This is a genomic window from Mycobacterium sp., from assembly GCF_035274705.1.
Lineage (GTDB): Bacteria > Actinomycetota > Actinomycetes > Mycobacteriales > Mycobacteriaceae > Mycobacterium.
In genome coordinates, this window is record NZ_DATENY010000006.1 from 29803 (window position 1) to 44635 (window position 14833).

The 14833-nt window shown below is 65.7% G+C and carries 12 protein-coding genes; 2 read left to right on the top strand and 10 right to left on the bottom strand.

Annotation, left to right across the window (positions count from 1 at the left end; genetic code table 11):
* Positions 1–231 precede the first annotated feature (231 nt).
* From VJV41_RS01410 to glf, 10 genes are all read right to left on the bottom strand, one after another.
* On the bottom strand, positions 232–1242 hold the full coding sequence (locus VJV41_RS01410) for a cutinase family protein (protein WP_325330334.1): 1011 nt from the start codon (positions 1240–1242) through the stop codon (positions 232–234).
* 9 nt (positions 1243–1251) lie between these two features.
* Positions 1252–1626 carry a DUF732 domain-containing protein gene (locus VJV41_RS01415; protein WP_414684849.1) on the bottom strand — a complete coding sequence of 125 codons (375 nt, stop codon included), beginning with the start codon at positions 1624–1626 and terminating at the stop codon, positions 1252–1254.
* Between the two features lie 168 nt (positions 1627–1794).
* Entirely contained in the window at positions 1795–2676 is an 882-nt protein-coding gene (locus VJV41_RS01420) for an alpha/beta hydrolase family protein (RefSeq protein WP_325330338.1), read from the bottom strand.
* Between the two features lie 135 nt (positions 2677–2811).
* A complete protein-coding gene (locus VJV41_RS01425) occupies positions 2812–3858 on the bottom strand; it encodes an alpha/beta hydrolase family protein (RefSeq protein ID WP_325330340.1) in 1047 nt (348 codons plus the stop codon).
* A 115-nt stretch (positions 3859–3973) separates the two neighbouring features.
* Complete coding sequence (locus VJV41_RS01430) at positions 3974–5053, bottom strand: alpha/beta hydrolase family protein (protein ID WP_325330342.1); 1080 nt, start codon at positions 5051–5053, stop codon at positions 3974–3976.
* Between the two features lie 131 nt (positions 5054–5184).
* Complete coding sequence (gene zomB, locus VJV41_RS01435) at positions 5185–7236, bottom strand: flagellar motor control protein ZomB (RefSeq protein ID WP_325330344.1); 2052 nt, start codon at positions 7234–7236, stop codon at positions 5185–5187.
* Positions 7237–7240: 4 nt separating this feature from the next.
* A complete protein-coding gene (locus VJV41_RS01440; RefSeq protein WP_325330346.1) occupies positions 7241–8155 on the bottom strand; it encodes a decaprenyl-phosphate phosphoribosyltransferase in 915 nt (304 codons plus the stop codon).
* A gap of 38 nt (positions 8156–8193) precedes the next feature.
* On the bottom strand, positions 8194–8718 hold the full coding sequence (locus tag VJV41_RS01445; RefSeq protein WP_325330348.1) for a phosphatase PAP2 family protein: 525 nt from the start codon (positions 8716–8718) through the stop codon (positions 8194–8196).
* The gene (locus VJV41_RS01450) at positions 8711–10678 is read right to left on the bottom strand and encodes a glycosyltransferase (RefSeq protein WP_325330350.1); all 1968 of its coding nucleotides are present in this window, start codon (positions 10676–10678) and stop codon (positions 8711–8713) included. Before VJV41_RS01450 ends, VJV41_RS01445 begins: the two co-directional genes overlap by 8 nt.
* On the bottom strand, positions 10675–11871 hold the full coding sequence (glf, locus tag VJV41_RS01455; protein WP_414684850.1) for a UDP-galactopyranose mutase: 1197 nt from the start codon (positions 11869–11871) through the stop codon (positions 10675–10677). Before glf ends, VJV41_RS01450 begins: the two co-directional genes overlap by 4 nt.
* A gap of 235 nt (positions 11872–12106) precedes the next feature.
* Between glf and VJV41_RS01460 the strand changes: the two genes are divergently transcribed.
* Positions 12107–13084 (top strand): hypothetical protein, encoded by a 978-nt coding sequence (locus VJV41_RS01460; RefSeq protein ID WP_325330352.1) that lies wholly within the window; start codon positions 12107–12109, stop codon positions 13082–13084.
* A gap of 128 nt (positions 13085–13212) precedes the next feature.
* The gene (locus tag VJV41_RS01465; RefSeq protein ID WP_325330354.1) at positions 13213–14832 is read left to right on the top strand and encodes an N-acetylmuramoyl-L-alanine amidase; all 1620 of its coding nucleotides are present in this window, start codon (positions 13213–13215) and stop codon (positions 14830–14832) included.
* The last annotated feature ends 1 nt before the right edge of the window (position 14833 follow it).

The following is a 14833-nucleotide window of genomic DNA, read 5'->3' on the forward strand; positions in this document are numbered from 1 at the left end:
TCTCCTGTCGAAGCCACAGTCGCTCGAAGCCGATTCGCAGTGGTAACCGCCGGGACGCCGCGGCCTCTAAACGCGCGAACCCAAACCCCGGCGATCGTACCGGGGAGTCGGCGTTCACCGCCGTTAAGCCTTCTGACCAGCGCGTTTCGGTCAGACTTCAGCCACCACTCTTAGTTTTTTCTTAATGTTAGGCGACCGCATGTCGCAGGCCAAATCGGTGCGGGTCACGTGTCAGCCATGTTTTGGATGCGGAGCGTTATCAATCAGATTCTGCGCCCAGCCCAGTGTCCACTGCGTCGAGGTATGACCATCCAGATTCCAGAACTGCGGAGTGTTGTACAAGGCGTGCACCGGTTGACCGGCACCGCCGCTGAGCACTTCCAGCGTCCGCGGCAACTGCGTGATGTTGAACGCGGACTCAGGCGCCGCGCAGATCAGATCGCCCGCCGCACAGATCTCATTGGTGCGGTCGTTGAGCATGCCGAATCCACCCGGCCGCGGCCCCGACATCGTCAGGCCAAGCGCCGACAGTGTCGGCACCTCCTGCAGCGTGATCTCGGCACCCTGGCCGTCGGGATTGGGTCCGATGTCCCGTCCGACGTTGTCCTGGCGACGGCCGTCGGCGATCAACGTCACACCGAGCACCAGATCCTCGTCGACCGGCCCGCGGCCGTTGCCGATGTCGCTGGCCAAGTCACCTGCAATGACCGCCCCCTGCGAGAAGCCGGCCAATACATAACTGGTCAGGGGACAGCGGTTGTTCATATCCGTCATCGCCTTTACCGCGGCCCTGGTGCCCTCGGCGCGGCTGTCGTTGTAGGACATCTGCGTGTCGGCCGACAGCGGATTGTGGAACTGCGCGGTGTACGGCACGGTGTAGATCTCCAGCCGGTCGTTGCCGAACTGGGCCCGTATCGGGTTGGTGACGTTGAGCATCAGCGCGATCGGGAACTGAGTCGGGTTGTAGGGGTCGTCGGTCGGTGAGGACTCCCACGTACCGGGGATCGAGATCATCTGCACGTCCGGACAACTGGCGTCCTGAAACTCCGGGCGCGGCTTCTTACCCGTCGGCGGCACAGCCGTCGGGGGCGCCGCGGTGGGCGGCACGGCGCTCGGCGGGGTCTCCGGCCGTCGCAGCACGACGATCACGATCGCCACGATCAACACGACGACGAGGGCCATCGCCCCGGCTGCGACGAGCGCGAGGATGCGGTGGCGTTTCCGCCGATTGGTCTTAGGCATGGTCTCCTGCTAGCAGAGTCGTTCAGTTGCGATGCGAATGTAGTCGGCGGTCGTGCTGTTGACTTCACCCGTCGACGGAGCGCTCGAGCTCATCTTCGCGTCGCGTACGTCGTTGCGCACCAGCGGCACCACGAAATCCCACACCGCCTGATCGCTCTGCTTGGCCGCCCGCGCCTGGCACACGTAGGAGCCGATGCTCAGCGCCAGCAGGTCGCTCGACGGTTTTATGCCGGCCGCCTTGAGCGCATCGAGGTAAACCCGCTGCTGTCCGGTCACGATCAGGGCGTTGGACTCCCCGCCCGGCTGCGGCGGCCCAGGGGGATGCGCACCTGCCTGCCCGTGTGCGGGCGCGGTCTCCGATGTGGGCAATCCGACGGAGGCCATCACGTTGTTCGCGACCGAACATCCAGTCAGCAGAGCCGCGGCGGAAGCTACCAACAACGAGGTCGCCGGCCGCTTTGCCAGACCGACTGTTCGCCGTACCGCGTGCTGCACCCCTCCAAGGTACCGGCTGAAAAAGCCTGCCCCCGGCTGGCGAATACCGCGGTGCGGCTACTTAATGGCGGCGGCGAGGTCACCCGACATTGCCGCCAGCTGTCCTGACCAGCTGCCCCAGTCGTGTTGCGGGCCATCGGGGAAGTCGAAGTGGCCGTTGTGGCCGCCGACGGCGCGGTAGTGCTGATAGAACGCCCGGTTGCTGCCCTGGGCCTGATCGCAGTAGCCGATCATCGCGGCGGGATCGCTGCACCCCAGGGTCGCCGGGGAAAACACCCACAACCGGGTGTTGTTGTCGGCCAACAACTGCACGTGCACGTCGGGGTCATGCCACTTCCAGCGGCCCAGCTGTGGCAGCCCCCACATGTTGCGAGTATCCACCCCGCCGAACTGCGCCAGGCCGGCGGTGATCGCGCCGTTGACCGTCGTGTTGGACGGTGTCAAGAAGCCGGACAGCGAGCCGGCGTAGCGGTAGCGGTCGGGATGAAACGTCGCCATCGTCAGCGCGCCGGTGCCGCCCTGGGCCGCCCCGACGATGCCGTGCCCGCCGGGCGCCAGGCCCTTGTTGGCCGCCAGCCAGTCCGGCAGCTCTTGGGACAGGAACGTCTCCCACTGCTTGCTGCCGTCCTGCTCCCAGTCGGTGTAGAGGCTCCACGCGCCGCTCGCCGGCGCGGCCACCGAGATGCCCTTGCCCGCGAGCGTGTTCATCGCGTTGCCCGCCGTCACCCAATTACTGACGTCAGGTGCGGCGTTGAACGCGTCGAGCAGAACCACGGCGTGCGGGCCGCCGCCCTGAAACGCGACCGGAATATCCCGGCCCATCGCCGCCGACGGCACCATCAGATACTCGACGCCGGCGGCTCTGGCGGTGATCGGCGCCGCCGACCACAATCCTGCGGCCAGCACCACGGTCAAGATCGATCGTAAGAACCCACGCATCTACCCACCTCACGTCGCTTGCCTAGTCCCCGCCGGAAGGTAGTGAACCACACTGGCGCGACGGGCCGCTCCAGAAATGGCTGACGGCGGCGACCCCCGAGAGGATCGCCGCCGTCAACATTGATCGAATGCCGCTTAGCCGCCGGTGGTGCTGGCCGCAGTCGCCACCGGTGTGGACGGTTGCGCGGAAGCGCCGAGCACCCGCTGGATGTCAGGCTTCATCTGCTGCAACTGGCTACCCCAGTAGTTCCACTGGTGCGTGCCGTTGGCCGGGAAGTTGAACACGCCGTTCTTGCCGCCCGCGGCGATGTACTGCTCCTGGAACGTCTTGTTCGTCCGCAGCGTGAAGCCTTCGAGGAACTTTGCGTTGAACAGGTTGCCTGAACTCATGCCTGTGTCCAGCTCGGATGGCTTGCCGTCACCGCAGTAGATCCAGATGCGGGTGCCATTGGCCACCAGCTGAGCCATGTTGACCATCGGGTCGTTGCGCTTCCACGCGCTGTTCGGGTCTTCGGTCTTGCCCCACATGTCGTCAGCCTTGTAGCCGCCGGCGTCGCCCATCGATATGTTCACCAGCATCGGCCACCAGCCCTCGGAAAGGTTCAGGAAGCCCGACAGCGAAGCCGCGTATTGGAACTGGTTCGGGTGGTAGATCGCCATGATGAGCGCTGCTGAACCGGCCATGGACAGGCCGACCGCCGCGTTGCGGTTGGGGTCGACGCCCTTGTTGGCGGCCAGGTAAGCCGGCAGCTCCTGGCTGATGAACGTCTCCCACTTGTAGGTCGAGCACCCTGCCTTGCCGCAAGCCGGCTTGTACCAGTCGCTGTAGAAGCTGGACTGGCCGCCGACGGGCATGATCACCGCGAGGCCGGAGTCGAGATACCACTCGAACGCCGAGGTGTTGATGTCCCAGCCGTTGAAGTCGTCCTGGGCGCGAAGGCCGTCAAGCAGGTAGACGCCCGGGGCGTTGGCGCCACCGTTTTGAAACTGGACCTTGATGTCTTTGCCCATGCCAGCGGACGGCACCATCAGGTACTCCACCGGCAGGCCCGGACGAGAGAAAGCCCCTGCAGTCGCCGAGCCTCCGACGACGCCGACCAGGGCGGGCAACACGGCGGCCACTATGGCTGCGACCGTGAGCCGGCGCGCCCAGGCGCCGCGCATCTTCCCAACGAAAGTCATGCCTCTACCTATCCCATCTGTTGAATGCCGCACTGCAGACCTGCTGCGTGCCCGTGTAGTCAACCACATCTTCACGTCATCTCTCTCTTCATACTGTGTCCTCCCAGGTCGTCCCTCATCCGTTCAGAGTCGCGATCAGGTCTGGCTTCAGCGCGTTCAACTGCTGGCCCCAGTAAGGCCACGCGTGGTTACCCGCCGGCGGAAATACGAAGGTGGCGTTGGTGCCGCCGGCCTTGGCGTAGGCCTCTTGGAAATCCTTGTTGCTCTTGATCGCCATGCCCTCGAGACTGTTGGCGTTGAACGCCTGATCGGGGTCGGCACCCGAGTCGAGCTCCGTGCCGCCGCCGGGCGCACAGTAGATCCACAGCCGCGTGCCGTTGGCGACGATCTTGCCGACCTGCTTGATCGGGTCGTTGCGCTTCCATGCCTGGTCCCACGGCGGGCCCCACATGTTGTCGACGTTGTAGCTGCCGGCGTCCAGCATCGCGACGCGGATCGCCTGCTGCATGAACAGCGCCGACGGGTTCAGGAAGCCCGACAACGACGCCGCGTATTTGAACTGTGCCGGGTGGTAGGCCGAGAGGATCAGAGCGGCGCCGCCCGACATCGACAGGCCGACGACGCCGTTGCCGGTCGTCGAGATCTGCTTGTTCGCGGCCAGCCATGCCGGAAGTTCCTGCGTGAGGAAGGTTTCCCACTTATAGGTGTAAGGCTGCTTGTTGAAGCTCGACGGCGAGTACCAGTCGGTGTAGAAGCTGGACTGGCCGCCGACGGGCATCACTACCGAGATTCCGGATTGGTAGAACCACTCGAACGCGGGCGTGTTGATGTCCCAGCCGCTGTAGTCGTCCTGGGCGCGCATCCCGTCGAGTAAGTAGACAGCCTTTGATCCACTTGAGTTGGATGTCGGCGCCGCCGCGCCTCCGGGGCTCGATGTCGGCGCCGCTGCGCCTCCGGGGCTCGATGTCGGCGCCGCCGCGCCTCCGGGCTGGAACTGCACGCGAACGTTGCGACCCATCGCATTGGAGTACACGTCCAGGTACTCGACGGGCAGACCCTCGCGGGAGAACGCATGGGCGTTCGGCGCTTGGCCGGCGACGGCCGCCAGGCCGGGCAGCGTCAACGCAGCGACAGCCGCCACAAGCGTGCGGCGGAGCCAAATTTGCGCAGCGTTGACAACCGATGGCCTGGGCATCTGTTGCACTTACCGTCCGTTCATATGTCCGTCGCCGTATGAACGGCGAGTTCTGGAATGGCTATCGCGCCAACATGGCTGCGGCGTTACCAAACTCTCAAGAAACCCGCCCAGCGAACAAATCGCGGGGGTTAGGGTCCCGTTGCCGGCATGCCGGTGTAGGGCGCAGCCGTCGGCGGGGGAACCTCTATTCCGCAGCGAACCAGCTCGTAGAGCGGCACCCGATCGATTCGATATTTCGTGAATTGGTACGCATGCAGCAGGTTTGACAGGAACCGCCGCGGTCCCATCGGGCCGCGAACGGAGGTCAGCATCGCGTCGGTCGCAGGGCACTTCAGTGCCGCCTCGGCCTGTGCGATCCAGTCCTGATCGAGGTAAGCCGGGATGAACGGCGGGATCTTCAGGAACGGCCCTTCAGCAACCGCCCAGTCGGGGAACAGGTTCTTGTCATGGCCGATACGACCGTCTACCAGGCGAGCCGTGTGCTGCGCCAACGGGTTTGCCAGGCCGATCTGGTCGATCACCCGCACGTCCAAGCCGACATTCATACCGAGCATGCCGAGGTTGGTGAAAAACACTGTGTGAGGACCTTTGTAGTCCTTGCGCTCATTTGGAGGCATGTCGGGCGGCGGCGGTACCGCGGGAACCACATCCCATTGGTCGTAGTTGCCAGATGGCAGCAGCAGTGCGCCGTCGGGTGTGTTGTTCAACGCGACAAGCACCGCGCGCATTCTTGGATAGTCGAGATAGTCGGCGGCGGTCACCGGGTGCGCATTGCCGGTGGCCTGGGAGTAGAACCGCCGCTCGTCGACGATGCCGGAGTACGTGACACGCGTGGCGTCCGAACCCATCCCCGGCGAGTTCGCCGCCCACAGTGCCCAACCCGCCACCGCCAGCCACAGGACACCCGTTGCGCCGGTGAACAAGTAGCCGGCGCCGCGTGGCATGCGCGTCTCGTCGGGCAGCACGACAGGAATGACCGCGACGGGCGCCAGAAGGCAGAACAGCGGCGTCAACAAGACGCGGCCGTGCATGAAGTCGCCGCCCTGACGAATCCAGTAGATCGCCTGAAGCAACCCGCTTGCGACCATGAAAAGTACTACTGCGGAAGGGCTTTGCACCCTGCGGGCCACCCAGCCGTATCCGCGTTGAGTGCCCCGGCGGATCCGCCAGGGCCGGCCGTGAGTGATCAGGGCCATCGCCGCCAGCCCTGCGAGCAGGATCGCCGGGGCCCACAGCAGGTAGGGATGGTTGAAGTTGGCCAGATAGACGAAGCCCTGTGCCCACTTCGATCCCGAAGCGTCCTTCGCCAGCGCGGTGCCGGGAAACAGCAAGCCGTAGTAGCCCATTCGGAAGATCTCGTAGACGACGGGAACAAGGCCGCCAGCGGCGACGATCAGCAATCGACGATGCCAGCCACGCGCCGCAACCAGCATCATGACCAGTGCGACGCCGCCGATCAGCGCCAGCTCCGGGCGCACGAGCACGCTGAGTCCAGCAACGAAAGCCAGTGCCCCATCGAACAATCCGCTCACTGCATTCTGCGTCGGCGCCGCCGCCGGCAGCGCCGCGGCGGGCGCTCTGCGGATCGTCGGTGGACCGCCCCTCGGCGGTAATGGTTGCGCCACCGGTTGGGCCCGCAACGCCTGCGACCAGCAGACCATCATCCACCACAGCAAGCCCAGATACGCGAGCACCAAACCGTTTTCGAGACCGGATGTGGCGAAGTCGCGGGCCGGTGGCACGGCGATGTAGACCAACGCGCCGGCGGGAACAAGCAGTGCGCGGCGGCCTTGCAAGCTCGGCGCGTACAGCCGACCCGCCCCCAGCATGAGGAAAACCACCCCGAGCACGCTCAGTGCGAGGGCGAACACCAACGCCACATACTCCAGGCGCACCGGGCCGCCGATCCAGCCGCCGAGGTAGACGAGGTAGGTCCAGATGGTCGAGGTGTTCGCCTCGACGCGCTCGCCCTCGTTGAATACCGGGCCGTTGCCCGCCAACAGATTTCGGACGGTCCGCAAGACGATCAGCCCGTCGTCGGCGATCCAGCGCCGCTCCCAGGCGCCCCAACCGAACAGCACCGCGACGGTCAGCACACTGGCCCACAGGCTGAGCCGGACCGTCACGTCATAGCGGAATGCGGGCCAGCGGGCCAACCGGCCGGCCAACGTCGCACTCATCCGGTCAGCTGAGGAAGACGGCGGCACCGATGGTTCCGATCCATGCCAGGAAGAGCAGCTGCAGCACCCGGTCCTTCAGCGCGATCTCCTCCGGCTCGCCAGCCAGGCCGCCGTCCACATCGACGGCGTACCGCAGCATCGCGATCGTGATCGGGACGATCGTCACGGCATACCAAGACGCGTTCGTACCGTCGCGCTCGAAGGCCCATAGGCTGTAGCAGACGACCATGGCGGTGGCGGAGAGTGTCCAAACGAAGCGCAGGTACGTGGATGTGTAGTTCTCCAGTGACTTGCGGATCTTGGCCCCGGTCCGCTCGGCGAGCTGCATCTCCGCATAACGTTTGCCCGCCGCCATGAACAGCGACCCGAAAGCCATCACCAGCAGGAACCATTGAGAGAGTGGGATACTCGCTGCGACGCCGCCGGCGATCGCGCGGATCAGGAAGCCTGAAGAGACGATGCAGATGTCGAGCACGGCTTGGTGTTTCAGACCGAAACAGTAAGCGAGCTGGATCGCGAGATAAATCGCCACCACCAGCGTCAGATTTGGTGTCGCCAACCATGAAACGCCCAGCGCCGCGAGGCCGACCACTGCGGCCGCCGTATATGCGAGCCATTCGGGCACCACGCCCGCGGCGATCGGGCGAAACCGTTTTGTCGGGTGCTGGCGATCTGCCTCGACGTCACGCGCGTCGTTAACGAGGTATACCGACGATGCGGCCATCGAGACGGCGACGAAGGCGATCAACACCTTGATCGCAACCTCGCGGTAGTCGTAGTGGACGGCACCGCCCAGAGCAGCCACTGGTGCGGCGAGGACCAGGAGGTTCTTCACCCACTGCCGCGGACGCATCGCCTTGATGAGACCTGTCACCACATTCTTGGGCGGGCCCTTGACCGGTGCCGGTTCGTCACTCATCGTCCGCGCGCTCTCTGCACTGCTCTCACTTGAGATGCTCATCGGTCTCCTCCAACCCGATCAGCGACGGCTCCAACCGTCTTAGCGACAACTGCCCCGACGACCACACCGGTCAGCACGTCGCTGGGGTAATGCACCCCAAGCACCAAGCGCGACAACGCCATCGGCGGCACCAAAACGAGCGGCAAGGGCAGCCCGGTGGTGCGGGCCAACAGCATCGACGCGGCGGTCGTCGAGGTAGCGTGCGCCGACGGAAAACTCAGCCTGCTCGGCGTGCCGACATTCACGACGACCGCTGGGTGATGTGGGCGTTCTCGCCGCACCACCCGTTTGATCAGTACGGCGGCCGCGTGTGCGAGGAAGGCACCTGCACCTGCCGCCAGCCACGCGCGCCGGCGACGAGGCTGCAACAGTGCGCCGAGCACGGCGACGACTACCCACCCGATGCTGTGCTCACCGAAATGTGACAGCGCCCGTGCGCCGGCAAGTACGCCGGGTCGATCGGCCAGAGCCGACTGCACGGCCACCAGCGCAGCTTCCTCGCCGCGAAGGTCGTCAGTCATGCGCTGAGGACGATTCCAGAAGCACCGTCTCCCACTTCTGCTTGCTCGACAGCACGGGCAACGCTTCGCGGTAGACCTTGCGCATCTTGTTGAACTTGCGGGCGAGAAGCACCTGGCGCCGCAGCGATTCGCGAAGCAGCGCAAACATTTTCGCGCGGTCACGCTGCCGGTACACGACACCCCGGCCGTCGGCGGTGGTGACGGTGACGCCGTCGACCCTGGACAGCGAGAACCATCGTGCGTCCTGAGTCGCGACGTTGATCTGCGGGCGCACATGGTGCGCGGGGTCGTGCGCTTTGAGCTGATGAATGATGCCGCGGGTCAGCCGAAACGAGATCGCCAGTGGGCTGGTGGGGATCCGGACCTTCTTGCGCCACCGCTTGTCCGACGGCGTCGGTAGGGCAGTCGCGCTCGGCAGCACCACCGCGTCGGGGTACTCCTGACGCATCTTGCGCACGTCGGGCAGCGCGGACTCCAGAATTGAGAAGATGTGCTCCGGACCGGCAAGGAAATCGTCCATCGCCTTGTTTTGGATCGCGACGGTCGAATATTCAAGACAGAGAAGGTGTTTGCACGTCGCCTTGAAGTGGCTGGCGATCAAGCCGGTGACGTTGCCGTCCCAATGCAGGGCCGCGACGACCAACCGGTTGCGCAGGTGGAAGTACGCCTGCCAGTCGATCGCATCGTCCTTGTCGCTCCACGCCATGTGCCAGATCGCTGCGCCGGGCAGCGTGACGGTGGGATAGCCGTGCTCACCCGCGCGCAACCCGTAATCGGCATCGTCCCACTTGATGAACAGCGGCAGCGGCTGGCCGAGTTCCTCGGCGACCTGCCGCGGGATCATGCACATCCACCAGCCGTTGTAGTCGACGTCGATGCGCCGGTGCAGGAGCCTGCTGCGGTACTCCTCTTCGTCATTGAGCTTGTACTTGGCGAAGTTGTGGTCGTATTCGGTGTTGAGCGCGTTGGTCCACATGAAGTTCTCGGCGGCGACCATCTCACCCATCACGTGCAGGTGCGACGGCTCCTGCAGGTTGAGCATCTGGCCGCCGACCAGCGTCGGCTTCTTCGCGAACCGGTTCATCGCCAGCGCACGCAGAATCGAGTCCGGCTCGACACGGATGTCGTCGTCCATGAACAGGATCTGTTCGCAGTCGGTGTTTTTCAGCGCCTCGTACATCACCCGGCTGTAGCCGCCGGAGCCGCCGAGGTTGGGCTGGTTGTGGATCGACAGCCGGTTGGCCAGCGGGGCGGCAGCCGCCGCGAAGCCGGGATGGTCGACCGCCTTGTCGGTGCCCTGATCGGACACGATGACTGCGCCAATTACCTCGTCTACCAAGGGATCCGAGCTCAGGGCTGCCAGTGCGTTGACGCAGTCGGACGGGCGGTTGAAGGTGGGGATGCCGACGGCCACGTTGGCGCGGCCGGGTGCGGGCACCGGCGCATACCACCCGGCGCTGTGCAAGGTGGCCTTGCTGTTGGTGGTGATGTCGAACCAGATCCACCCGCCGTCCTCGAACGGGTCGAGGCCGATCTCGAACTCGACTGCGGCGCGAGCGTCGCCATCAGATTCAGCGGCGGGTCCTGCGTTCCCGCTCGACACGGGGGCCCCGCCGACGGTGATCCGCGCGCCGGTGGCCTTGGACCGGTAGACGTCGACACGCGCGCTGCCGGTCAGCTCGATCCGCAGCACCACCGACTCGAGCGTCGACCAGCGCCGCCAGTAGCTCGCAGGGAATGCGTTGAAGTAGGTCGCGAACGACACTTCGGACTCCGCGCCGATCTCCAGCGTGGTGCGGGTGGGTGGATGCGCTCGCCGGGCGTTGGTTTCCGATTCCTCTATATAGAGCTTGCGGACATCGAGCGGCTCGCCCGGCCGCGGCAGGATGACGCGGGCCAGCAGACTGACGGCCCTGGATTCTCCGGCGGCGTCCAGAGCGCCGGACGGGATGTCACTCATGCTCTGCTGCTTTCGTCTAGTGGAGCGCCGTCACGGAGATGCGGCGCGAGTGTGTTGTCGTACATGTTCAGTGCACTGGCGATCGCCATGTGCATGTCCAGATACTGGTAGGTGCCGAGCCGTCCCCCGAACAACACCTTCTCCGAGGCGGTTTCGGCCTTGGCTTTGGCCCGGTAGGCCGCCAGCAGCGTGCGATCGGCTTCGGTGTTGATCGGATAGTAGGGCTCGTCGTCATCGTCGGCGAACCGCGAAAACTCCCGCATGATCACCGTCTTGTCGGTCGGGTAGGCCCGCTCGGGGTGGAAGTGACGGAACTCGTGGATCCGGGTGTAGGGCACGTCGAGGTCGTTGTAGTTCATGACGGGTGTGCCTTGAAAGTCCCCGCAATCACTCAAAACCTCGACCTCGAAGTCCAGTGTGCGCCAACCCAGTCGGCCCTCGACGTAGTCGAAGTAGCGGTCCAGCGGTCCCGTGTAGACCACCGGAGCGTCGGGGTTTTCCGCGCGCAGCTTGTCGCGCACGTCAAACCAGTCGGTGTCCAGCCTCACCTCGATGCGCTCGTCGGCCGCCATGTTCTTCAGCCAAGCGGTGTAGCCGTCGACCGGCAGCCCCTCGTAGGTGTCGTTGAAGTAGCGGTTGTCGAAGGTGTAGCGCACCGGCAGCCGGGTGATGTTGGCTGCCGGCAGTTCCTTCGGATCGGTCTGCCACTGCTTGGCGGTGTAGCCCTTGACGAACGCCTCGTAGAGCGGACGGCCGATCAGCGAGATGGCCTTCTCCTCGAGGTTCTGCGCGTCGGCAGTTTCGAATTCGGCAGCCTGCTCGGAGATCAGCTGGCGGGCTTCGTCGGGCGTGAAGTACTTACCGAAGAACTGTGCGACCAGGCCAAGGCCCATCGGGAACTGGTAGGCCTGCCCGTTGTGCATGGCGAACACACGGTGTTGGTAGCCGGTGAAGTCGGTGAATTGCCGCACGTAATCCCACACCCGCTCATTGGAGGTGTGAAACAGGTGAGCGCCGTACTTGTGCACTTCGATGCCGGTCCGCGGCTCGAGTTCGGAGTAGGCGTTGCCCCCGATGTGCGGCCGCCGGTCGACAACCAGAACACGCTTGTTCAGCTGCGTCGCCACACGCTCGGCAATCGTCAGGCCGAAAAATCCGGAACCGACGACAAAGAGGTCAAAACGAGCTGTCATCGGCAGCAAGGGTATCCGACCGCTCTCGTCTCGCCCGAATCCGACGACGGGCCAAGGTTGCGATCGGCTCACAATTCCGTATCGCCACTTTGGTCTCAGTAGTCACAGCAGTACCGTCGATCACGTTGGCACTGTTGGGCTCCACACCACCGGGTCCCGTAGCAGCTAGCACGAATATCCGAACAACCAACCACGAGCACCTACCACACGTAGTCCATATATTGAGGAGACTTCCGTGCCGAACCGACGTCGACGCAGGCTCTCGACAGCCATGAGCGCAGTCGCCGCCCTGGCAGTCGCAAGTCCAGTTGCAGTAGTCGCCGTGTCCGAATCGTCCCCGAGCGCCAAACCGGCGCCGCAGCATCGCGAGTTCGTCCAGGCCGCGATGGTGACCGATTTGCCTAATGAGCTGATGTCGGCGCTGTCGCAGGGGCTGTCGCAGTTCGGGATCAACCTGCCGCCCATGCCCACCGGCCTGCTCACGGGATCGGGCTCGTCGACGCCCGCGACGATGACGATGCCCGGCCTGACGACCCCAGGCCTGACCGCACCGGGCCTGACCGCACCCGGGCTGACCGCACCGGGTCTCACCACCCCGGGCCTCACCACCCCGGGCCTGACCGCGCCGGGCGCTAGCCTGCCGCCTGTCAGCGCAACGGGACCCGCGCTGACCGATCCGGCGCTGAGCAACCCGGCGTTGACGAACCCCGCGCTGACCAGTCCGGCGGGCGCGACTCCTGGGCTGACCACGCCCGGCCTCACCACTCCGGGGCTGACCACTCCGGGTCTGACCACGCCTGGACTGACGACTCCTGGACTGACGACTCCGGCTGCTGGCGCCAATCCGGCTCTCACCAGCCCCATCGCCGGCTCGGCCCTGCCGTCGCCGGGCGAGGTGCCGATCTCGGCGCCGATCGGGCTGGACCCCGCAGCGGGTACGTATCCGATCCTCGGCGACCCGTCACTGGCCGCAGCGCCGGCGAGCACCGGTAGCGGCGGGCTCATCGGCGACCTGAGCAGCATGGCCAACCAGCTGGGGGCGGGGCAGGCGATCGACCTGCTCAAGGGGATGGTCATGCCGGCGATCATGTCGGCCATGAAGCCGCCGGGCGCTCCGGAGGCTGCGGCAGCGGCCGCACCGATCACGCAGGCCGCCGCCCAGCTGCCTGCAGCGGCAATGGCTCACGCGGGCCCGTCGCCGGTCATTCCCTAACCAGTCCTGTTGCAAGACGGCACCGCAGAAGCCGATCCGGGCTCTGCGGTGCCGTTGCAGGACTTTTGGTCGGTCCAACTACCGTGTCGGAACACTGGTAACAACTGACACATACGTAACATCGGGCCGTGCAGTGTCGTCGCCCCGCGCCGTCGATCCTGTTCACCGCGATTGCGGCGACGGCGGTCATCCTCCCGTGGGCCATCAACGGGCTCCCCGGCGACGGCGATAAACAGCCGACAGCCGCAGCGCCGCAGCTCGCACAGCAGCCGCTGACCGGCCTGGGCGGCGGTGAGACGATCCGCGAAGTCCATCAGGACACCCCGTTCTCCATGGTCGCGCTGACCGCCGAGGACCTGCGGGGCACGACGGCCCGCATCCGGGCCGAGAAGGCCGACGGCTCATGGGGCCAGTGGTATGAGGCCGACACGTTGGACGGCGTGGGACCCGACTCGCCAGCAGCGCGCGGCACCGAGCCGGTGTTCGTCGGGCGCACGACCACCGTGCAGATCGCCGTCACCCGGCCCGCGGGTGCACCGACGACGGGGCCGGTCGCGCCCACACCGACCGGCACGCCGGCCCTGGGCTACGTGCCCGCCAACGTCGAGCAGCCGTTCGGCCAGAACATCAACGCGGTGCTGATCAGCCCGCCGCAGGCGCCGGTGGACACGTTGCCGCTGCCGACCGCGGTAACCGTTCCCGGTCAGCCGCCCAACATCATCAGCCGTGCCCAATGGGGTGCCGACGAGGCGATGCGGTGTGGAAACACGGTGTATGACAACGGGATTCGGGCCGCAGTCGTCCACCACACCGCGGGCAGCAACGACTACGCACCACAGGACTCCGCCGGCATCGTGCGGTCGATCTACGAGTACCACACCCGCACTCTTGGCTGGTGTGACATCGCCTACAACGCGCTCGTCGACAAGTACGGCCAGGTCTTCGAAGGCCGCGCAGGAGGCATGGACAAACCTGTCGAGGGTTCGCACACCGGTGGCTTCAACCGCAACACCTGGGGTGTCGCGATGATGGGCAACTTCGACGCAGTACCGCCGACACCGATCCAGTTGGGCACTACCGGCAGGCTGATCGGCTGGCGGCTCGGCATCGACCACATCGACCCGCGCGCCACGGTCGTGCTGCCGTCGGCGGGCGGCTCGTTCACCAAGTTCCCATTCGGCGCCACGCCGACGCTGCCGACGATCTTCACCCACCGCGACGTCGGCAACACCGACTGCCCGGGCAACGCGGCCTATGCGGCCATGGATCAACTGCGGGACATCGCCGCTCGATTCAACGACCCGCCCGGTCCCGCGGACCTGGTGGACAGGCTGCGCGGCGGGGCCATCCTCGCGCGGTGGGAATCACTGGGCGGGATGAACAGCATGCTCGGGGCGCCCACGTCGCCGGAGGCCGCCGGAGAGGCGTCGACGCGGTACGCCACCTTTGACAAGGGCGCGGTGTACTGGTCGCCGGAAAGCGGCGCGGAGCCCGTCACCGGCGCTATCTACAAGGCCTGGGGCTCATTGGGCTTCGAGCGCGGCGCGCTAGGCCTGCCGACCAGCGCCGAGATCCAGGAGCCGCAGTGGATCGTGCAGAACTTCCAGCACGGCACGCTGAACTTCGACCGCGAAAACGGCACAGTCACCCGAGTGATCGACGGTGTCCCCGAGGAGTTGCCCAAGCCGACCGACGATGCGGAGCCGATCCAACTCGAGCGGTTCACCCACCCGATCAGCCCGGCTTAGC